The sequence below is a fragment of the Dictyobacter arantiisoli genome (assembly GCF_008326305.1).
GTDB lineage: Bacteria > Chloroflexota > Ktedonobacteria > Ktedonobacterales > Ktedonobacteraceae > Dictyobacter > Dictyobacter arantiisoli.
In genome coordinates this window covers 1-21,599 of record NZ_BIXY01000103.1, presented here as the reverse complement: position 1 = coordinate 21,599, position 21,599 = coordinate 1, and the positions used below count along the sequence as shown (strand labels likewise).

General features: G+C 51.2%; 16 protein-coding genes and 3 pseudogenes. 14 read left to right on the top strand and 5 right to left on the bottom strand.

What is annotated here, in order from left to right:
* Nucleotides 1-297 precede the first annotated feature (297 nt).
* The 6 genes from tsaE (at nucleotide 298) to F1593_RS24215 (ending at nucleotide 5,221) form a co-directional block, all read left to right on the top strand.
* Nucleotides 298-834, top strand: a complete 537-nt coding sequence (gene tsaE, locus F1593_RS24240; RefSeq protein WP_216368976.1) for a tRNA (adenosine(37)-N6)-threonylcarbamoyltransferase complex ATPase subunit type 1 TsaE — start codon at nucleotides 298-300, stop codon at nucleotides 832-834.
* Nucleotides 815-1,669 (top strand): tRNA (adenosine(37)-N6)-threonylcarbamoyltransferase complex dimerization subunit type 1 TsaB, encoded by an 855-nt coding sequence (gene tsaB, locus F1593_RS24235; RefSeq protein ID WP_172632413.1) that lies wholly within the window; start codon nucleotides 815-817, stop codon nucleotides 1,667-1,669. Before tsaE ends, tsaB begins: the two co-directional genes overlap by 20 nt.
* A 10-nt stretch (nucleotides 1,670-1,679) precedes the next feature.
* Entirely contained in the window at nucleotides 1,680-2,285 is a 606-nt protein-coding gene (gene rimI, locus F1593_RS24230) for a ribosomal protein S18-alanine N-acetyltransferase (protein WP_216368975.1), read from the top strand.
* Nucleotides 2,286-2,355: 70 nt separating this feature from the next.
* Entirely contained in the window at nucleotides 2,356-3,531 is a 1,176-nt protein-coding gene (tsaD, locus tag F1593_RS24225; protein WP_149404134.1) for a tRNA (adenosine(37)-N6)-threonylcarbamoyltransferase complex transferase subunit TsaD, read from the top strand.
* An 11-nt stretch (nucleotides 3,532-3,542) separates the two neighbouring features.
* The gene (locus F1593_RS24220; protein ID WP_149404133.1) at nucleotides 3,543-4,562 is read left to right on the top strand and encodes an ROK family protein; all 1,020 of its coding nucleotides are present in this window, start codon (nucleotides 3,543-3,545) and stop codon (nucleotides 4,560-4,562) included.
* Between the two features lie 35 nt (nucleotides 4,563-4,597).
* Entirely contained in the window at nucleotides 4,598-5,221 is a 624-nt protein-coding gene (locus F1593_RS24215) for a GNAT family N-acetyltransferase (RefSeq protein ID WP_149404132.1), read from the top strand.
* Nucleotides 5,222-5,409: 188 nt separating this feature from the next.
* Here F1593_RS24215 and metG read toward each other — a convergent pair whose 3' ends face one another.
* Together metG and F1593_RS24205 are read right to left on the bottom strand one after the other, a co-directional pair.
* On the bottom strand, nucleotides 5,410-7,077 hold the full coding sequence (metG, locus tag F1593_RS24210; RefSeq protein WP_149404131.1) for a methionine--tRNA ligase: 1,668 nt from the start codon (nucleotides 7,075-7,077) through the stop codon (nucleotides 5,410-5,412).
* A 536-nt stretch (nucleotides 7,078-7,613) separates the two neighbouring features.
* A complete protein-coding gene (locus F1593_RS24205) occupies nucleotides 7,614-8,633 on the bottom strand; it encodes a ThiF family adenylyltransferase (protein ID WP_149404130.1) in 1,020 nt (339 codons plus the stop codon).
* 376 nt (nucleotides 8,634-9,009) lie between these two features.
* On the opposite strand from F1593_RS24205, the gene F1593_RS24200 reads away from it, so the two are divergent.
* From F1593_RS24200 to F1593_RS24180, 5 genes are all read left to right on the top strand, one after another.
* Complete coding sequence (locus F1593_RS24200) at nucleotides 9,010-9,456, top strand: response regulator transcription factor (protein WP_149404129.1); 447 nt, start codon at nucleotides 9,010-9,012, stop codon at nucleotides 9,454-9,456.
* A 201-nt stretch (nucleotides 9,457-9,657) separates the two neighbouring features.
* Nucleotides 9,658-10,029: a response regulator transcription factor gene (locus F1593_RS24195; RefSeq protein WP_268907085.1), complete on the top strand. Its 372-nt coding sequence runs from the start codon at nucleotides 9,658-9,660 to the stop codon at nucleotides 10,027-10,029.
* Between the two features lie 217 nt (nucleotides 10,030-10,246).
* Nucleotides 10,247-13,453, top strand: a complete 3,207-nt coding sequence (locus F1593_RS24190) for a winged helix-turn-helix domain-containing protein (protein ID WP_149404127.1) — start codon at nucleotides 10,247-10,249, stop codon at nucleotides 13,451-13,453.
* Between the two features lie 282 nt (nucleotides 13,454-13,735).
* Nucleotides 13,736-14,620, top strand: coding sequence for an oxidoreductase (locus F1593_RS24185; protein ID WP_149404126.1), 885 nt, complete (start codon nucleotides 13,736-13,738; stop codon nucleotides 14,618-14,620).
* Between the two features lie 87 nt (nucleotides 14,621-14,707).
* On the top strand, nucleotides 14,708-15,961 hold the full coding sequence (locus tag F1593_RS24180) for an MFS transporter (protein WP_149404125.1): 1,254 nt from the start codon (nucleotides 14,708-14,710) through the stop codon (nucleotides 15,959-15,961).
* A gap of 301 nt (nucleotides 15,962-16,262) precedes the next feature.
* Here F1593_RS24180 and F1593_RS24175 read toward each other — a convergent pair whose 3' ends face one another.
* Nucleotides 16,263-17,132, bottom strand: a complete 870-nt coding sequence (locus F1593_RS24175; RefSeq protein ID WP_149404124.1) for an aminoglycoside 6-adenylyltransferase — start codon at nucleotides 17,130-17,132, stop codon at nucleotides 16,263-16,265.
* Nucleotides 17,133-17,287: 155 nt separating this feature from the next.
* Here F1593_RS24175 and F1593_RS24170 point away from each other — a divergent pair.
* Together F1593_RS24170 and F1593_RS24165 are read left to right on the top strand one after the other, a co-directional pair.
* Nucleotides 17,288-17,534, top strand: a pseudogene (locus F1593_RS24170) (transposase); the annotation flags it as partial.
* A 120-nt stretch (nucleotides 17,535-17,654) separates the two neighbouring features.
* A pseudogene (locus F1593_RS24165) lies at nucleotides 17,655-18,840 on the top strand (IS256 family transposase).
* A 148-nt stretch (nucleotides 18,841-18,988) separates the two neighbouring features.
* Here the strand turns inward: F1593_RS24165 and F1593_RS24160 are convergent.
* Entirely contained in the window at nucleotides 18,989-19,501 is a 513-nt protein-coding gene (locus tag F1593_RS24160; RefSeq protein WP_149404122.1) for a DinB family protein, read from the bottom strand.
* Nucleotides 19,502-19,859: 358 nt separating this feature from the next.
* Between F1593_RS24160 and F1593_RS29985 the strand changes: the two are divergent.
* Nucleotides 19,860-20,178: pseudogene (locus F1593_RS29985) on the top strand (integrase core domain-containing protein); the annotation flags it as partial.
* A gap of 253 nt (nucleotides 20,179-20,431) precedes the next feature.
* Here F1593_RS29985 and F1593_RS24150 read toward each other — a convergent pair.
* On the bottom strand, nucleotides 20,432-21,334 hold the full coding sequence (locus F1593_RS24150) for a hypothetical protein (protein WP_149404121.1): 903 nt from the start codon (nucleotides 21,332-21,334) through the stop codon (nucleotides 20,432-20,434).
* Nucleotides 21,335-21,599 lie beyond the last annotated feature (265 nt).

Sequence of the window (21,599 nt, the reverse complement as noted above, 5' to 3'; positions counted from 1 at the left end):
TTTTTTGCAACCACTCTTCTTCATTCATTGATTGAGCCACTTTCTCTTCTCGTTTTCGTTGGCTTCATTCTACCATCTTTTTTTTGACCTGAATATCTCTTTGCGAAAATCTGAGGGGCACCCGCTACTGTTTTGTTGTTCGCGTGGGATCGTGGAACTATGCTATAATAAGTTCGCTATTCCCTTTTTGTCGTGAAGGAGCTGATAGCTTTTTCTTTGCGCGCTGTTTTTCTGAGCGGGAATAGATATTTTCAAGATTGTTCAATTATTATTGCAGATAAAGATAGGGGATTGTCAGTGCGTGAGCCAGCAGTGACTCAGTCCTTTGAGATAGTGACGCAACGTCCGACGCAGACACAGCGTCTGGGCGCTGCCCTGGGTGCCTTACTTGGTCCTGGCGATCTGATCCTGTTGGATGGACAGCTTGGCGCGGGTAAGACAACCTTCACACAGGGACTGGCGAAAGGGATGCAGATTGTCGATGTGGTGAATAGTCCGACGTTTACTTTGCTCAAAGAATATCGTGGATCAACAGCATCCAGGCAGTCGCCTACGTCGCAACCACTGGCTCTCTATCACTTTGATCTGTATCGTCTGGATGATCCCGATGAGATTCTTGATCTGGGATTTGAAGATTACTTTTATGGCTCGGGCGTTTGTGTGGTGGAGTGGGCCGGTAAGGCCGATGAGATCTGGCCGACCGATAAGCTGTATATTCGCTTGAGCCTTGTGGATGAATCGAAGCGCCGTCTGCTGTTTGTGGCATCAGGTCCGCGCTATTGTGAACTGCTACAACAGTTTCAGAAGAATACATATGCTATTACTCGCTCTTGATACTTCGACTCGCTCCGCCAGTGTGGCGTTGTGCTCTGAAAACGAGTTACTCAGTGAATATACCTGGTATGCAGAGAATAATCATAGTGTAGATCTCTTGGATCGTATACAACGTATTACTGTGGAGCGTCAAATCTCTTTGCAACAGCTCGACGCAGTGGCTGTCACCACCGGCCCGGGCTCGTTTAATGCCCTGCGTGTGGCTCTGACAGCGGCCAAATCGTTGGCTTTTGCGATTGAAAAACCACTGTTTGGTGTCACGACATTAGATCTGATTGCCGCCGAACAGCAGCAGTGGAATGGTGTCATCTGCTCGGTCCTGGAAGCTGGTCGGAGCGAATTGTATGCAGCCTTTTATCGTTGTATACCGGTGCGCCAGAGCAGCATTGTCTCCTATGAGCTCAGGCAACTGAGCGATTATATGCTCTGTCCGCCTGCACAACTGGCTAGTTATCTGAATAAGCATAGGCAAACATGGAACGTTGATCGTTTCAATCCAGTGCTTTTCTGTGGCGAGATGAAATCCCTTTCCTGGCAAGCCTTACAGCAGGGTATTACTGTCAGCCCTGTCGATAAAGCTTCAGGAATGGAATTGGCTCTGCTAAGGGATGGACTTGCTTCAACCAGGCATGCCGCTACGCTGGCACAACTGGCTTTCCAACGGTTACAGCACGGCAAGGCAGACGATCCTCTGTTACTGGAACCGCTTTATTTACGCCGACCGTCCATCACAAAGAGTACTCGTAAGCAAGCCCTGTTTGCGAGCGACTCACAACGACCAACCGGTCATGATGATATGACAGAAGAAAGGGAACAGGGTGCGTTACGTCGTTGATAGAATGACGATGTCGGACGTGCCTCGCGTTATTGAGATTGAGCGTCTTGCCTATCCATCGACGTGGCCTCCGAGCGCCTACCGCAAGGAACTACAAGATAATCGCTGGGCGCACTATATCGTGTTACGCGATAAGCATATCCTTGAAGAGCAGAGCGCAGTACCGTCTGAGTCGGAAAAGGCGCGCAAGAATCGGCCTTTCCCGCTTTCGCTTTTGCCCAGTCGGCCCGCTGCCCTTGCCCCATCGCCAGACCTTGCGTCAATTGTTGGTTTTGCTGGTCTCTGGCTTATGGTTGATGAGTCGCATGTCACGACTATCGCCACCCATCCAGGACATCGGGGTCTGGGTTTAGGCGAGTTCTTACTCGTTAGCCTGATCGATATTTCGTATAATATTGGAGCCAAATGGGTGACATTGGAGGTACGGGTTTCCAATCACACCGCCCAGAATCTCTATCGCAAATATGGTTTCCGTGAAGCCGGTGTGCGTCATCGCTACTATAGTGATAACCAGGAAGACGCGATCATTATGTGGACTGATGAGATTAATTCCGCCAGTTATAAACAAAAATTTCTAGAATTAAAGGCGACTCTGTTACAAAAACTGGAAGGGTAATCCTTGCGTCGCGTCAAATCGAATCGTTCTATGTCTGTTTTGTGATAAGTGCCTGTCAGGAACGTAATCTATGCTTGTTTTAGGTATTGAAAGTTCATGTGATGAAACCGGGGCTGCGCTGGTTCAGGATGGTCGTTATCTGCGCTCCAACGTGGTTGCTTCGCAGATTGAGATCCATAACCGCTACGGTGGTGTTGTGCCTGAAGTGGCTTCACGCCATCAACTCTCCGCGATTATTCCGGTGGTAGAGACCGCATTGGCGCAAGCCTCGTGCTCATGGAATGATATTGATGCTATTGCCGCTACCTATGGTCCCGGCCTGGCAGGCTCTTTGCTGGTTGGCTTGACCGCTGGCAAGACGCTGGCCCTGGCTCGTCATCTGCCTTTTTTGGGAGTCAACCATCTGGAAGCCCATCTCTATGCAAACTGGTTACGTCCCGTTACGTCATCTCCTCTTCCCGCCACTGAAGATGGGGGAGGATACGAGGAGGGTGATCCTCTTTTTCCACTGATCTGTCTGGTAGTCTCTGGTGCCCATAGTGAGATTGTCCTGGTGCGCGATCATGGTGACTACCAGTTGCTGGGTCGTACACGTGATGATGCTGCAGGCGAGGCACTGGATAAAGTGGCTCGTGTCTTAGGTCTGGGCTATCCAGGTGGACCAGCGATTCAACGTATGGCGCAGCAGGCCGAAGATACCTATGTACAGCAGCATTCGACGGTAAAAAAGGCACGCAACGTTTATCGTTTGCCCCGCGCCTGGCTACGTGGTACCTATGATTTCAGCTTTAGTGGTGTCAAGACGGCTATGTTGCATCTGGCAGAAGGGGCGACCGAGACTCCGCAGACCGTTGAAGCAGGGAAACCTTCGATACAGCATTCACGTTATACACGTATGGGAGAACAGGCTGCGCAGGATGGTGCTCCTGATGTTGCTTTACTGGCTTCTGGATTCCAGGAAGCGATTGTCGATGTTTTGTCCGTAAAAACCCGTATGGCGGCGCAGGAACATCATGTAAAGCAGGTTATCCTGGCCGGTGGGGTTGCGGCCAATGTAAGCTTACGGGCGCGTCTTCAGCAAGAGCTTCAGCCGCTGGGAATTCGCCTCAGTTATCCTCCCATTGATTTTTGTACCGATAATGCAGCCATGATTGCTGGAGCGGCCTTTTTTCATCTTCGTCTGGGTGAGCGCCACACAATGGATTTGGATGTCCAACCTGGACTGAGTCTGCCGTTTAGAAAGTGAGTGAGAGGCGTATGCCAAAGCCAAAAACCTATGCAATAGGGATTGATCTGGGGGGAACGAAGACGCTCGCCGCTGTGATCGATCTCTCTGATGGAAGCGTGGTGGCTTCCGCCCGTAAGCGTACCCGTGCGGAACGGGGGCAGGATTTTGTGTCGCAGCGCACGATAGAGCTGGCAACAGCCGCCGTAACGGCCGCGAAGTTACCTGATGACGCTGAATTGGTCGCGGTTGGCATCGGGGCGGCTGGACAGATTGATCGCAAGGCTGGCGTGGTTGTGGATGCTCCTAATCTCGGTGTGCATAACATGCCGTTGGGGAGTATCCTGAGCAAGAGCTTTAATCTGCCAGCGTTTGTGGGCAACGATGTTGAGGTCGCGGCACAGGGCGAGAGCCTTTATGGCTCTGGACGCGGCTATAATAACTTTGTCTGCCTCTTTGTGGGAACTGGCATTGGTTCTGGCATCGTGCAGAATGGCAAGATGTATACCGGTCTGACGGGAACGGCTGGCGAAGCCGGACATATGACCATTCAGGCTGGTGGTCGGATCTGCGGTTGCGGCTCACGTGGCTGTCTGGAGGCCTATGCCTCACGTACTGCGATCACCAAAGCTATTCTGGCTGAGATGCATCATGGCCGCCCATCTGTGCTTGCTGGTGATATGCTGAGACAACTCAAAGAGGGTGATACCGTGATTCGCTCTGGTATTCTCGCCAATGCTATTCAGCAGAAAGATGAACTGGTGATTGAAGCGATGAAGGATGCTGCGAATTATCTAGGCTATGGTCTGGCTTCCATCATGAACTTCTACAATCCAGATGCTATTATCCTGGGTGGTGGAGTCATCGAGGCGGTTGATCTGTTGTTTGATACCGCGGTTGCCCGGGCCCGTAATGCAGCCTTATCATCTTCGGCTAAAAAGACTCCCATTGTGCGGACCAAGCTTGGAGATTTCTCCGGTGTTGTTGGCGCGGCAGCTCTGGGCGCAATGGCGGCTGGTCATGTACTTGCGGTTAACGCCGTTAAAAGTTAGCTGTCTGTTAGATACCGAAGAAAGCGGGGACTCGCATGGACGAGGGAACACCTCACATTGAAGTGCGTGCTGTAAGTGTCAGCGATGCTCCTGCCTTGCACGAGCTTGACGCTGGTTTTGAGACGGATCGTATTTATGCGCTCAAAGTGCAAAATCAATTAATCCAGCATCATGTCAGCATAGAAACGCGTGCGAAGGCTACCTGTACCTTTGAATTGGTAGAAACTCCAGTTGATCCACCCCTGTACAAGAAGTATGCATTACTGGCTGAGCCAGTTGAAGAGATTGCCACCCTGCTACAACATACGCAGGGTGGTTTTGTGGCGCTGATGGATGGGAAGCTCGCGGGTGTAATTATCCTGGTGGTTGAGGAAGAACGCTCAGTTGTCCGTATCCAGCATATGATGATCGGTAGGCACTATCAGCGTTACAAAGTGGGCGCGCTCCTCCTCAGTTGTGCCGCGGACTGGGCACGCGGGCAAAAGTGCTGGGCCATCCTCCTTGAGACGCAAAATACCCACTATCCCGCTGTGCAATTTTATCTACATAACGGCTTCGAAATCTGGGGTATCAATTGTCATTTCTATCCGCCTGGACCTCTCGCGCATGAAGTTGCTATTACCATGGGCAAGCGCCTCTTATCCACAGCCGAAGCGTAATTCTCACTATCAGGCGGGCAGGCCCGGATGCGCCTACCCCTTTTTATGCGGTGATTGCAAAAATATGTGAAAAATATTTTTGCAATCACTGCATAAACCTTTTTGAGCACCCTGGGCGCGAAAAATCATGCACGCAGATTCTGAAGATCAGGAGTGTCAGACCCAATCAACGAATGCAAGAGTGTGAGCTACTCGGCGGCAACGAGTTCTTCCAGTTTGGGGAAGAGGGGTGCGGGTTTGGGTAGCGTCTTGTTGGCCTCAACAGTGTGTAACTGCCAGCCATGTGCCGTGATATTGCCTTCAAAGCCCAGGTACTCGTGCAATTTCTGCGATGAGAAGGGCAGGTAAGGATTAAAGAGCAGGTGCAGTCCGCTGATGACTTGCAACATGACATAGATCGTTGTGCCAGCGGCCTCACGATCCACTTTAATCTGTTTCCAGGGGGCCTGTTCGTCGAAGTAGCGATTCGCAGCCCGGGCTACATTCATGGCTTCGTTCAGACCCTCTTTCATATGACACTGATTGATGTTTTGCGCTACCAGGTCAAAGCCGCGTTTCACCTCAAGCAGAATCTCTTGATCCGCTGGACGTAAGGCCAGAGGTTCCGGTACGACGCCGCCAAACTTGCTTTGTAAGAAGGTCAGGGTGCGGTGTACAACGTTTCCATAAGCCGCCACCAATTCATCGTTATTACGGCGAATCATCTCATCGAACGTAAAATCACTATCACGACCTTCGGGGGCGGTAGCCGATAGATAATAACGCAGGGTATCCGCGCCATACTTGTCCAGTACGTCCTTCGTCCAGATGACATTGCCACGGCTGCTGGATGCCTTGGCACCGCTCATCGTCATAAACTCATTGGCGGGTACATCATAGGGCAGATTTCTGTTGCCATAGCCAAGTAGCATCGCGGGCCAGATGATAGCATGGAAAGGAATATTATCTTTTCCAATGAAGTAGTATGGCTTTACCGCAGGCTCGGTCTGTTCCGGCACCCACCAGGTTTTCCAGGCTTCCGGTGTGCCCTGTTTTTCGGCCCACTCAACCGAAGCTGAGAAGTAGCCAATCACGGCATCAAACCAGACATAGATGCGTTTATCCGCATAGCCCTCGAGAGGGATCGGCACGCCCCAATCCAGGTCGCGAGTGATCGCGCGGGCACGCAAGCCCTCTTTCAGCCAGTTCTGAACGAAGGCCAGCGTATTGGGACGCCAGTGATCTTTGCCATGATTCAGCCATTCCGCCAGTGGTTCTTGCAACTTGGGCAGATCCAGGAAGAAGTGCTCGGTCATGCGCATTTCAAGTTTGGCCTCTTTACTGCCACACAGGCGACAGCGCGCATCGATCAGATCAATGGGATCGAGGGTGTGTCCACAATTGTCGCACTGGTCACCACGGGCCCCTGTATAATGACAATGAGGACAGGTACCCTCGACATAGCGATCAGGCAAGAAACGACGATCTGTAGGGCAGTAGGCGGACTGCATGCTATCCTTAAAGATATAGCCCCTGTCATACAGAGTCAAAAAGAAATCTTGCGTAATGCGATAATGATTCGCGGTTCCCGTCTCAGTATAGAGATCCCAGGAGATCCCGAGTCGCTCCCAGACTTCGCAGATCTGGCGATGGTAGTTAGCGACAAAATCGCGCGGTGTAATGCCGAGACGCTCAGACTCAACCAGAATAGGTGTGCCATGTTCATCGCTTCCTGAAACCATCAGGACCTGATCCCCTGCCATGCGGTGAAAGCGCGCAAAAGTATCAGCCGGCAGGTAGGCCCCGGCGACCTGGCCAACGTGTGTCGCGGTTTTTGCGTACGGCCACGCTACGCAGACAAGAATATGTTCGTTCATGTAATTCTATGTTCTGCTTTCTAAATTGTGTTAAAATGTGTTTACGACAATATTCGTTGCTGCACTTGGACCGAACAGGAAGCCTCTTTAACCTCTACACTGTTTTGATCTGCATGCAGTACATCGCACTCTTGAGGAGTGTATGGCCCTAGCCGGGCAAGATACCGCTTCTTGGTTCCCTAGAAGCCAATGAGAGATGAATGCTCTCTAGTGGCGCTTTACGCTGCCTTCATCTGCAATCCGCTATACATGGATTAACGGTAGTACAGTCTACCGACAAACCAGAGTTCGCTACGCTCTGATGTGTGAACATCGCACACATTCGAGCATGTTTCCATACCTTTTCAATCACTGTTCTTCTGCTCCCTTATAGGCTTGAAGGATTATTTGTGTGCGGGGAGGAATTATTCAACCTTCTGCGTATCTCGTTTCGCTGACAGAGAAAAACAGGAGACGAACCACGGGTATTATAGCAAAGTGTACTAAGGATGTACAACCACTACCGCTTCATGGCCCTTATTGCCTCTCTTTTGTTCTCACATTCCAATATACCGTGCGTAAACCGAGCGCGCGACCTGCTCGTCATCTGTCCCTTTAATAATTGCTCGCGCATCGGGAAAGAGGGTGATATCGTAGCCATCTACCAGGAAGCGCAGCAAATATGCGTTATAATTTACCGTCCCAACCGGTTGCAGGCGTTGCGACAGTTCGGCAAAGTTAAGTTGCTGCCCCTGTATTCGGTTAGGATTGCGCACCTGAACAGCGTTGCGTCCACAGAGACTGGCACTGGCATGGCTCGCATTTTCCAGGAACGTATACTGGTGTTCTCCGCAGGTTGGACAGCTCGGCTGTCGAGGAATCTCCAGGCTCTCGTAGCTATTCTCCCACAGATCGAGCCAGCGCATTGCGTGGCTGATCTGCTCACTCTTTAACAGGATCTTCAAGGCTTCCGTTGAAGCCATGCCTGTAATCGCCCCGACAATCCCATTCAGCACGCCCGCCGTATCGCATGTGGGCGTACTTCCGGGAGGGGGGAGTTCGGGAAAGACGCAACGCAGGCAAGCGGTCTGTCCGGGGAGGATATTCATCGTGACCCCATAGGCCGCAATCACCCCGCTATAGACCCAGGGACGCTGATACTTCACACAGGCATCGTTGATGATATAACGAGTTTCAAAATTATCGGTCGCATCCAGAATCAAGTCTGAGCCCTGGACAAGCGACTCAATGCCATCGGCCGTAATATCCTCAACCAGTGGCTCAATCGTTACCTCGCTATTGATCCGTCGCAGCCGGTTGGCAGCGGCAATCGCCTTGGGCATATGTTGTGCGACATCATCCTCATCAAACAAAATCTGTCGCTGTAGATTATTTAGCTCAATATAATCGCGATCAGCGATCACCAGATGTCCGACGCCAGCGCGGCATAGATTATTAGCCAGCACGGTTCCCAGGGCACCGCAGCCGATAATACTTACTCTCGCTGTACGTAGCTGCTCCTGTCCCTCTTTGCCAATAGGACCAAACAGCGTCTGGCGCGAATAACGGTCAAGCATCGCTCATCTCCCTTTTTCTTATGCGACACACAAGTTCCTGTATCTCTCTCTATTTTAACATAGTTCCTACTGATCGTGGGCCCCTCATCTTCTTACTACCAGGGTTTTCCAATTCTCTTATTATTCAGGAGGTGCAGGGCGACCGTTGTCCTGAGGTGTTCCCCACTTCTTTCCCTGCTGCCAGAGGTGGAACAAAGAGAACAGGAAAACTCTCTATTGATTATGAGTGGATTGGGGGATTTTATTTGATTGAACGATTTGTATGAAACAATCAGGCGTAAGTTGGCAGGAACACATAACTGTGTTACAATGCGAGAGGTGCGATACTCTTTTTCTGTAACCAGTACGTTGTGCGACTCTTTACGAGAGGCGGCTAATGAGTAGCGTGAATGCGATAAAGAAGGTATTGGTTATCGACGACAACCCGACGATTGTAGAGCTCATCAAATATGCGGTGAACCTGCAAGGTTCGTATCAGGTCGTCGTTGCATATGATGGGGTGCAAGGGCTGGAGCGCGTGTTTGCGGAGCAGCCTGATTGCGTGATTATCGATGTAAAAATGCCAAAGATGGATGGCTATCAACTGGTGCGTTGCCTGCGCGGTGACACACGTACTGCCAATGTGCCATTGATCATCTTGAGTGCCATGGCCCGTGAAGAAGATCATATGACTGGATTGCTCTCTGGCGCTGACGAGTACCTCACGAAGCCCTTTAAGCCCACCGCTTTAAATGCGGCTATCGAGAGTGTATTGCGTTTGACCCCCGCAGAACGTCAAAGCCGTACCGATGCGCTGGTTCAGGCGCAAGCCGAACGTGATTAGTGTGAACAATCACTAGAATTGTTGCTCCGATTTTGCGTTTGTACATCGTCTAAGCATTGAAGGATCGAAAGCCATTACTCTGTTCGCTTGTATTTAATAAGTGAGCAGAGGCAGTGAAATGTTCTCTCTCAATGCGTTTATCTATAAGAGCGCCAGCGTGCGCGTGGGCTACAGGCATTGCGTAGGTTACATATTCTTTTTGTGGACAGCGATCCGCATTTGCACAACAGGATGCAGCATGCACTGAGTGGTGAATTTGCCATTCAGTGTGTTGCATCTATTACCGAGGCCAAAGAACTGCTGATGGCTTCGCCACCAGATATTTTAATCAGTGAAGTTGTAGTGGGGCAAGAGAGCGGACTTGAGCTTTGTGGATATATCCACAATACCTCCTCCTTACAACACATCCCCATTATGCTGTTAACCTCTAGAGCGACCTTACAGGATAAGATTGCCGGTTTCCGGGCTGGTACCGATGATTACGTCGTCAAGCCTTTCGATATTCACCATCTCATAGCTCGTATCCGGATATTAATAAGGATCAAGCGTTTAGAACGTCGCACCACCGTCTAAACGCTTGATCCTTACCATAGAATCACTTCTCTTTGCCCATGCCCACGCTCTCAACTCTACTTTTTGTTGTCTCTGGCCCTTGAGTATTAATGGAACGGGTCGCACCGGTCCGTTAGTACTCAAGGGCCAAGTTCTCCAACATATGCTATACTGTTGGGGAACTTTCTGAGAAACATGTTCAAAAAATACTGGGATAAGAGAAATAAGCGCCTGACGTATGACACGATCAACCCCCAAGATACATAGCAATACACTTCTTTTGCACGAAGAACAACAAATACTCTCCATCGTAGTAGGATCAGCACAATGGTTCGAGTGGTTAGGAAAGGCAACATCTACGACCTTCTCCTATTATTCGTCCCACGGCTCCTATACGGCACGCAAAGAGCAGGTTGGCAATCATCGAGGAGGCTGGTACTGGAAAGCCTATCGCAAGTCTCAAGGAACGCTCTACCGGGCTTATCTGGGGAAAGCGGAAGATCTGACTATGGAGCGGCTGGATGAGATCGCCCGGACGCTTGCGAGACGCATCCACGGACAATATGCGGCGTCATCAGATTTTTCCGAAGTAGAGCTTCAGCCCGCCTCTCAGAAGAATTCCATTACCGCTGTGACGCCACTTCTGTCCACCAAACTGCACCCGCCCCGGCTCCCAGCACTACTCGTTGATCGCTTTCGCCTGCTGAGGTTGCTTGATGGGAGGCAGAAGCTCATTTTGATACGGACACCAGCAGGCTTTGGCAAAACCACGCTCATGACCCAGTGGATCGCTTATCGAGAGCGTCAGGCCACGCATCTTGCCAACATACAACGTCATCCTTCACCGGTTGCCTGGCTTTCCCTTGATAGTAGCGACAATGACCTGATCCGGTTCTGGTCCGCTCTCATTGCAGCCTGTCAGGTCTACCGTGCGCACCTGGGCCAAAAGACGCTAGAGCACCTCTCCCAGGTTGCGCGCTCGCCTTGCTCTTCGTCATCTCTTGAAACAGCTCTTACCTTCCTGCTCAATGACCTGGAACACACAGGCTCACCCGGGGTAATTATCCTGGAAGATTATCATACCATCGAACATCCACGTATTCACGAGACGCTGACTTTCTTTATTGAGCATCTACCCGCCTCTCTGCAGATAGTGCTCCTGACACGTAGTACCCCTTCGCTGCCCCTTGTGCGCTGGCGTGCCAGCGGAGATCTGCTGGAAATATCGAGCAGCCAACTGCGCTTTGATGCATTAGAAACCATCACATTTTTCCAGCAGGTTCTACCACAGACTATTACCCAGGAAGCGATGGTCACCCTTTCATCTCCCCTGGAAGGTTGGGCTGCCGGGCTGCGCCTGCTCGTACTGAGCGTACAGAACCAGGTGACAGAGCAGACTATCAAGAGTGTTCTTACGTCCCTGCCTGAAGGAGCCACATCCCACGCCCATCAATCCATTCAGGAATATTTTCTGAGCGAGATCCTCGCGGCCCAGCCAGAGGCGCTCCAGTTCTTCTTGCTCCAGACGAGTATTCTCTGTCGCCTCGCCGCCTCACTCTGTGATGCCGTAACGGGAAGACAAGATAGCGCCGACTGGTTAATAGTAGTTGAACGCTCCGGGTGCTTTCTGGAGGCGATGGACAGTACCTGGTATCGCTATCATGCTCTCTTTGCCGAGAGTATGCGTGTTGAGGCGAGCCGTCGCCTGGGAGAAGAGGCATTGCGCAACCTTTGGGCGCGGGCTTCCCGCTGGTATGCAGAGCATGCTTTGCCAGTGGAGGCAATAGACGCTGCCCTTGCTGCTCAACAATTCGAGCAGGCCGCGCATCTGATAGAACAGCTTAATGAGACAAGCTCTTTCTCCGAATATCATACTATGTGCCGCTGGATGCAGTGGCTTCCAGCGGCTCTCTTGCCCGCACACCCGACGCTGTGTTTCCTCTTTGCGCGGGCACAGTTCTTCGCCGAGGATCATAGGGGATTGCCGTGGAATCTAGAGCCAGTCGAGGATCTGCTCCAGGCGGCAGAAGAAGGGTGGCGAAAATGTGGAAACTTGCATCAGGTTGGCGTCCTCTATGCTTTTCGCGCAACATTCACGGTTGTTCATGGACTTCTCGCGCCAGCTACTGCCTTCGCGCAGCAGGCGCTTCAACTCCTGCCGTCTCTTACATCAGGACCGACAGAGCGCTCCCTGGCTCTCCGCCCTGCTGAGTGGATTGAATGGTACTGTGGCAGTCTCCTTGCACTCGGTCTAGAAGCCATGCAAGAAGGAGTCTTTGATAAAGCCCATCATATCCTGCTGGAAGCCTATATCGCGAGCATGAAGCACGCCGAGCGTGTCTTCACGCGTATTGTTGGAAGACTGCTTGGCGAGGTATGCATAGAACTGGGCGAACTACACCAGGCTGCCTCGTATTACCAGCAGACTCTTGCAGAGCCCCCGTGGCAGGATGAGAGAGGCGAGTCTCTTTTTCGCGTGCAGGTCGCTTGCGGATTGATTCGCCTCGCTTATGAGCGGAACGAGCTTGAAACAGCGGAACGACTGCTTCAGGAAGCGTCTCTTCACACCTATAGCGGCAATTTTCCTCACGGAGAAGAAGATGCCCATGTGAAGTTAGCGCTGCTCAAGATCCTTTTATTGTATGCTCGCGGAAAAGTGGCTGATGCCCAGGCCGCGCTCTCCCCGCTTTTTGTGCGTTTACAAGCGTTCACAATTCCCGGCATGCTCCCCCTCGTCCCAGATATGCTGATCTGGCAAGCTCGTCTGCAGATCGCTGATACTGACCTGGTAGGGGCATCGCGCACCATTGACATGCTCAATGGCTACACACTGTCACCACTCCAGCAGGAAGCACTTCGCCTGCTCTCTGCCCGTCTGAGCTTTGCGATGGGTGAAACAGATTCTGCCCTTTCCGGACTCCTACAACTCCTCCCTCTGTGCGAGAGAGGAAGACACGTAACCCGTGTTTTAGAAATTCGGCTACTTCTTGCTCTGACATATGCTGCTCGCAAACAAGAGCAAGAAGCTCAAAAGCAGCTCGTGCTGGCCCTGGCACAGGCGAGAACTGCGGGATTGATGCGCATCTTTCTGAATGAAGGGGAGCCTCTAGCTACGCTCCTGCATTCTTTACTGCCCACGCTCTCAGAAAAACCGCTGCGTGCTTACGCCCGACATCTCCTCCATGCATTTGTCACTTCATTTCCTGTTTCTTCCATCTCTCGAAATGTGACCAGGGAAGCGTTCCTGGAACCACTCTCTCCACAAGAGCAGCGGGTGCTCACATTACTGGTCGCCGGGCGCAGTAACCCGGAGATCGCTGCAGCTCTCATCGTTTCGGTAAATACCGTGAAAGGGCATATCAAGAATCTCTATCGCAAGCTCAGCGTGACCAATCGTCAAGAGGCCAGCGAAGTAGCCCGGAGTGCTCAACTTATTCCCGAGTAATCCATCACAACCACCCGGCCATCACAACCACCCGGCCATCACAACCACCCGGCCAACCACCCACTCGGGTCGTTCTCATATCCTCTCTTGCCTACTATACTTACGGCTGTGAAGTCAAAGCGTAGTTGAGAGCAGAACAGCGTGAAGGGTTGTGTATCTGGCTCTCCCACGAGCACCTACTAAGAGTGCTCTGCGCTATCCTTGAAAAAGCAGATGATCTCTCTCTCTCATTGCCAGATGGCACATGTGCTGGCCAGCTTATAATAAAGAATGGAGAACAATATGGCTCACATACATGATAGCTCAACACCTTTTCCATCTCCTCGCGTGTGGTTAATTACTGGAAGTTCCACAGGCTTTGGGCGAGCGCTTGCAGAAGCCGTCTTAGCTCATGGCGATCGACTTGTCGCAACGGCCCGCCACCCGGAGCAGTTGCAAGATCTTGCCAGCCATTTTTCTGACCAGCTTCTTCTCTTACCATTGGACGTGACCAATGAGGAGCAGTGCTTATGGGTAATGAAACAAACCATGCAGCACTTTGGACGGATCGATGTCCTGGTCAACAATGCGGGCTATGGCCTTTTTGGCGCCATTGAAGAGGCATCGGCGCAGGAGGTGCGCCAGCAGTTCGAGACGAATGTCTTTGGGCTTCTCAACGTAACCAGGGCTGTTCTTCCAGTCATGCGCACACAAAAGCATGGACATATTCTTATGATGTCCTCCGTTGGAGGTTTCCTCAGCTTTATGGGCACTGGTATCTACAATGCGACTAAACGCGCCGTAGAAGGTCTGTCTGATGCGCTGGCTCAGGAAGTGGGGCCACTGGGCATTCGCCTGACCATCGTTGAACCGGGGTCTTTTCGCACCAACTTTACGGGCGGCTCATTGAAGACCGCAGAGCATACCATTGGGGCGTATGCCCAGACCAGTGGAATGGTCGTTGAATATACCAGACACCACATGCATGGCACCGAGCCTGGCGATCCAGCCAGAGCTGCTAAGGCTCTCATCCAGGTTGTTGAGCACCCGGAGCCTCCTCTACACCTGGCCCTTGGCGCCGACGCGCTGCAGATGATGCGCGGCAAACTGGCTGAAGTGAAACAGGATTGGGAGACCTGGGAAGCCGTCTCCGTATCCACCGCATTTCCTACACCAGCCAAACACTGATCAGTACTCTCAATATGTGGGGCGTCAGGTATCTGAGCGGCGGTGAGCGGGAAAAAGTTCTACCGTAGAAAGGATGTTTCTTATTCTATGTCACACGAAGTACAAAACAGCGCATCACCCGGCACGGCTGGCCGCATCGATCCACGCATCGTCCTGCTGGCCCTGGGCATGTTCGCTCTGGGAACTGACGCGTTTGTGGTGGCGGGCGTCTTGCCCACCATTGCGCGCGAGATGCAGGTGAGCGAGGGATTGGCAGGTCAGCTGGTGACAGTTTTCTCGCTGACCTATGGCCTGGGCGCACCTGTGCTGGCCGCGCTCACCGGGCGCTGGCCGCGCAACCGGGTCTTGCTGGTGTCGTTGGGGGCCTTTTGCCTGGTCAATGTCGGCTCAGCGATCTCCCCAACCTTTGCTCTGTTGCTGCTTACACGCCTGCTGGCTGGCTGTTGCGCGGCGACCTTTGCGCCACTGGCCTACACTGTGGGAACGGCGCTGGCCCCCGCAGAGAAACGCGGGCAGGCGCTGGCACTGGTAGTGCTGGGTCTTACGGTCGCCACGGTCTTTGGCTCGCCGCTGGGTACCTGGGTTGGAACGCATCTGGGGTGGCGCTTCTCCTTTGGCATGGTAGCCGCGCTCGCGGGCGTCGCATTTCTGGCGCTGCTGGTGTGTGGCCTGCCCAAACCAACGGCTGGCTCACCCGTCCTTTCTTTGAAAGCGCGCCTGGCCCCTGTGGCGGAGCCACGTCTCTTGCTGGCCCTGACTCCGGCCCTGCTGTGGAATCTTGGGATCTACACGATCTACACGTACCTCGCGCCATTGCTCCGTGCCAACCTCGCGCTCACCGATGTCAGCGGCATGCTACTGTGCTTTGGCCTGGGGGTTGTGGCGGGCAACTGGTCGGGAGGCATGCTCGCTGATCGTTTCGGAGCCATACGCCCACTCGTTAGCGGTCTCGTGGTGCTTGTTGCGGTCTACGTGAGCCTCTCACTCACCTTCGCCAGCATGGGTGGTGCGGTGATCGCGCTCCTCATCTGGGGCGTGGCGGGATCAATCATTTTTATTCCGCAGCAGCATCGTTTGTTGAGCATAGCTCCTGAACATGCCAATGTGGTCCTGGCCCTTAACAACTCGACGATGTATCTGGGTATCGCGGGGGGAGCCGCTTTGGGTGGTGTTATCATCCAATGTGCGCCCATCAATGCCCTAGGCTGGCTGGGGGCGGGATGCGTGATCCTGGCGCTGCTCACGTTGCTCCTCAGTAACCTGATGGGTTCAGCCTCAGGCCAACGGACTGTTTCAGCGCCGAAAGAATCAGAGCCAGAACAAACTGAGCTTGCAAGATAAGCATATCCTGAAAAACCACTAAATGGCGCCTGGGCACTAGATTTGTAGAATTGCAGCAGCTTTTCTCTTGAGGAGAAAAACGCAGACAAAACCGTAAGAGAAGAAGATTATGCGCATGAGTACTAAGGATCTCTCTTCCTCACTCTTCGTAGCCATGATCTATCAGTAAGCTCACGCAGGATAAACTCAGTTCTGGTTCCAGGCAGTAATGAAAGAAAGAGCCTGTATTGCCCGCTCCTCTGCCTCTGGCGACAACTTACATAGCCGCTCCCCTCCCTCTCCAACGGCCTACTTCATAGTGCTATCCCTTGTGAACAGCCTCCATCCGCTCTATAGCAGAAAATATCTGCTGAAGATCAGCTTGGCGATAATCCTGACCCAACCGCTCAATAATGAGAGGCTGTAATTGAGAAAAGATCCTGACAAGATCTTTGAGAGCACGTAGGATTTCATCTCGCTGAAAATACGAAGGATATGTTTGTCTTAAGGCAAGAAGGAAATCCTCAGATAATCGTGTTTCTAGGCGCCTATATCCTTCAAAGGGAAGGTGTTCGATGAACTGCAAACAAGGCAGCAATGCCTGTGAACGCATGGTATCAAGTGCGTCTGCAGCCTCAAGACATTCCCCACGAGCTAGCTTCGTATAGGTATACCAGGTCCACCCAGAGAATCTCTGATAGAGATCAGCAAAATTTGGCGTGAACGGAAGTTGAAATGATTCGGGTTCTCCATTGAGAAGAGAACCTGCGAATTGATCTTCTGGATCAAAAAGGATGACCGGTTGAGGGAGCGAGCGAAATTCATCGACGGGGAGCACGTGAACATCAACCTTAACGATCTGACTCTCAACCTGCAAAAAGAAGATAAGAAGATTGGGTAACCCAAGATGGGTTGCTGGGAAAGAGGCGAGCAACTGACCAGCTGAAGAGACACATTCAATGACCCAAGACCTTGCTTCAGCAAAAGATGTTTCTGAAGGAATCACCACTTGAAAATCGAGATCGGAATATTGGTCGGCAGTTCCCTTCGTGAGAGATCCAGTCATAGCAAGACCAATACTTATCTTGCGCGTCAACTCAGTGATGCAATGATCGAAGACGTGCAATAAAGGCCTATATGAGATAATACCATTGCGCATCGAGAGGATTTGATTCTTGTTATGTAATACCATGATCAAATAACCTTTTCTTCAACTCATTTGGAGATGAACAATCCCTATTAAAGGGGAGACGGGTAAGCAGTTGTCCTGGTAACAGAGACTGGAGTTCCCTCGAATTTGGAGGGTCGGAGAAGAGAAATCTGATAGACTAGAGCCAGGAGGCTTCAATGGGCAAATCTCAACCAACCTACACGCGCGAATTCAAACAACAAGCCGTTGCACTCTTTGAAACCAGTGGAAAGAGTAAAACTCAAATTGCGAGAGGTTTAGGTATTTCTGATAGTGCTTTAAGTAAATGGTGCAAAGAATTTGGAGAACAAGGGGAAAAGGCTTTTCCTGGCAAAGGCCATCAAATTCCGATTGAAGAGGAAAATAAAAAAGTTGAAACGTGAAAACGAAATATTGAGGCAGGAGACGCCATACCGATTGTTGTGTAAAGTCCAACCTGTTCAAAGATGAGCATTTGAGATGATACTACAAGGCATAGAGTGTCATTTTAAGACACAGAACTCATTTCCAGAAAAGGAGAAGACTATGCCTGTATCCAAGAAAAAGCCTACCACATCGACTTCGGAAGGTTCAACTCGGCAATCCTCATCACCGACGCTGCCAGAGCAGGACGAGTTTCGTCAGCATCTGCGCCACCTGGCCGTAAGCGCGGTCCAAGTGCTGATTGAACAGGTCATGCGTGAAGAGTTAGAGCAGTGTATTGGAGCCTCGTGGGGAGAAGTCACTCCAGAGCGTCGTGGCTATCGCAATGGCTCCTACACCCGCGCTTTGGTTACCTCGACTGGACGTATTGAAGACCTGAAGGTCCCCAGAGATCGAGAAGGAGTGTTTCACAGCCAGGTGTTCGAGCGTTACAGTCGTTATGAACCAGAGGTGGCCGAAGCGCTCACCCAGATGTTTGTCAGCGGCACCAGCACCCATAAAGTCGGAGAGGTTGCTGCCACCTTGATGGGAGTAGGCCCAAGTGCAAGTAGTGTGAGCCGGTTGAACCAGACCTTGACTGAGCAATATGAAACGTGGCGAAAGCGCCCTTTGTTGGCCCATTACCGCATCCTGTACCTCGATGGCATCCATTTCAGCGTGCGGCATGGAACGCAAACCGACTCGACGATCATCTTAACTGCGCTCGGTGTGGACCTGGAAGGAAACAAAGATGTGCTCGCATTGCGAGCCTGTGCAGAGGAAGACAAAGATGGATGGAGTTGTCTTTTGCAAGACATCCGCACCCGTGGGGCCACGCAGATAGACCTGATTGTGACTGATGGGCATGAGGGTCTTCTCGCTGCTGTCTCTGCTCTCTTTACTGCGACGCCACGACAACGCTGTGTCGTGCATAAACAACGCAATGTACTCAATGCCATTCCTCATCGGGAGCGCAAGGAGGTCAGTACAGAACTCGCGGGGATCTTCAAATCAGGAGAAGAAAGAGGATGCGCTGCTCAATTTGGCCGCCTTCAAAGCCAAATATCAGAAGCGCTATCCCGAAGCCATCCGCAGCCTCTGCGAGGATGAAGAACATCTCCTGACGTTTTATGCGTTTCCACCAGTGATGCACCGCTATATTCGGAGTACCAACGCCATTGAAAGCTTCTTTAGCAATGTTCGCCAGCGAACCGATCAAATTGATGCCTTCACCACAGAAACCAGTTGTCTGACCATCGTCTGGGCGGTCATGCAGGATATACACTTGCCCAGGATACCTGTCTCGTAAGCGAGGCTTTGAATCGAGGTCCGTGCCAAACAACCAGACTCCATTGCTGGGCCAGGGAGAGCTTGTTTGGACGCTTGATCCTGTGTAACACAAGCACACGTTCAAGAGATTTTTCTGCTCATCTCTGGCCCTTGAGTACGAATAGACCTTATTGCTTGATTTCCCCGTATCCCAACGCTGCCTCATTATATGCCCAGACATCCAGCTCCGGCGATTGAATGCCGAGCTGGGTGAGGGTTGTGCAGATCTGGGTGCGGTGGTCGATGCCGTGATCAACGAACTGGATGACCGTGACCAGGAGCGGCGCCCTGTAGGTGCCTTCGTCCAGGAGCTGGATCACCTGGAGTTGTTCTGGCGTGACCTGCTCGGTGAAGGCGATCATGGCCTCGCTGGAGCGACGGGCGCGCTCGCGCAGTTCGGCGAAGGAGCGCGGGGCTTCCTCATCCTCGCGCAGAGGCGGCGTGGTTGGGAAGCCACCCACCGACCTGGCCGCATAGCCTTCCTCAGCGCCCAGCATATGCTTGAGAGTGACGCGGATGCTGCCATAGGTGCCAGGGAAAACGGCATCGAGCTGGGCATCAGTAAGCTGTTCGCAGGTGTCGAGCAGACGCAGATTGGCCCAGAGGTTGTATTTGAAGAAGTCAGAAAGTCCGGTTGCCATGAGTATACGTTACCTTTCAGTGTTGAATTACTACTTTCATCTCACAACGACATAATCGCGCATCAGTAGCATGTGAGTGATGGCGATCTGCGCAATTTTACATCTGTATTTCCAGCATGAGTAGGATGAAGTTAGCACACCACTGGCATCATGGTCGGACAATCCCCCTTTGCGATGATGTTATCGGCACTTATTATAGCTTGACAAGAGGCGATTGTCAAAGCTTCAGTGCTGTCCGATCTTTTTGACTGTCTTCAAAATCGATGCCAGTTAAGAGGACATCTAACCAGCAAATACCTCCCACACATCTTTCCTCGCTTGTTCCCCACTGATCTTTACACAACAATCGGTATGGCACCTGATCCATCATTCAGACCGGGGGCAGTGAATATGCGCGCGGTTGCTATCAAACGCTGTTGCACGAGCATCAGATTCAGGGAAGTATGAGCAAAAAAGGCGACTGTTATGATAATGCGATGATCGAGAGTTTTTGGGCAACATTGAAAAAGGAATGTTTTGGAGATGCTCTCTTTTCCAGTGGTAGTGAGGCAAAAACAACGGTTTTTGAATATATAGAAATATACTACAATCGAAAACGACGACATTCATCTCTAGAGTATCTCAGTCCAGCTCATTATGAAAAACGAAAAAGAGAGACAAAGGACGATTTTTCTTGACAGAAGCGTTCTTTTATCGTAAAATAGAAATACGTATTACGTACGTATGTCATTGACGTATTTCTCATTTTTCAGGTGTCTTCTCTGGCCTAACTTTTACGTTTGGGTTCCCTCCAAAAACGGGTCAACTCCAGTTTTTTTCATTCAACTTCAGATCATCAGTTGTCAAATTGCTTTGCCGCCCATCTCCCGCGTTTCCACGGTTTCGGGCGAACGAGTCGCACCGATCCATTCATACTCAAGGGCCTCTCTGCTACGCTGAGTGGAATGTTCCCGATGTCAATGCGTAGCCAGGAGCAGCAAAAACGTATGTCCAGCTTATCTTCTTGCCAGAACAATAGGAGTCTTGTGGAGGACTAACTGGCTCTGTTGGTCTTACTAGTTTATTCCATGCATAGTTCCCTGTGCCAGTCTCGTCCCCTGTGGCTATGCTCCCACAGGAGAGACCATAGGCGTAGACCAGATCTGATTGTGCCCCCGGTGGACCATTCACGCTAACATGCTCACCGTCTTGTTTTAACAGGATCTGGCGATCTGCTGGTACATCTGGGCTGACTTGAATATGGGTAGTGGGCCAATTTCCATTCAATGGATCAATAGATTGAGACATAAAAAAACGGTTTTTATTAGTGTTCACATTGTGTTTCAAGAATTGTGTCTGGGCTGTCAATGTGAGCAAGCCGCTACTCAGCAGTGGTTCATATGTATGAACGGTAGTAGACTTACCAGCTTGTAATGCGGAACCAGGGGAGAAGGATGGAGGGCAACTATGATCAAAGTTAATCGAGAGTGGATAACGAGGCCCGTTGCCACCACTTATCACGATACCTGAAAAGTATCCGCATGGGCTACCTATGAATGGTATTCCTGTATAGATGGTATTTTGTGTATGATTGGTCACAGTGAGATTGATACCCAACATCTCGCCGAGAAAATAGGGACCTGGCGTAATCGCTGCTGAGAACTGTATCCCATTTTTTTGTGTTGAAATTGTCAGCGGTGTCTTGTCCCTATTCCCAATAGATGCGTTTTGTATGTTGGATAGATTGGTAAGTGGTCGGGAGCGATTGGTAAATAAAATTACTGTGGTTGCAATAATCAGACCTACGATGAGCACAGTGCTAAGTGTAGTGATGGTGCGGGCACGCCTTTGCATTTTGTGCCTCCTACCTTTCAATATTTCTATTTGTATATTGCATATCGTAGAGACGGTATCCGATTAGAAAAAGTTCCCTTTCATCTAGCAGATTTAGAAATGAATGTTGAGATGAGCAGATGTGAGAGGTTCATAGAACAAGCATGGGTCACCCCGAATCTTTCGAACAAATATTCGAGTGATAAAAGACTCAACAAAGGAAGTGAAACCTAAAAAACCTCCTGAACGATGTAAAGGAAATTGATAAATTCCAAACAGTTCAGGA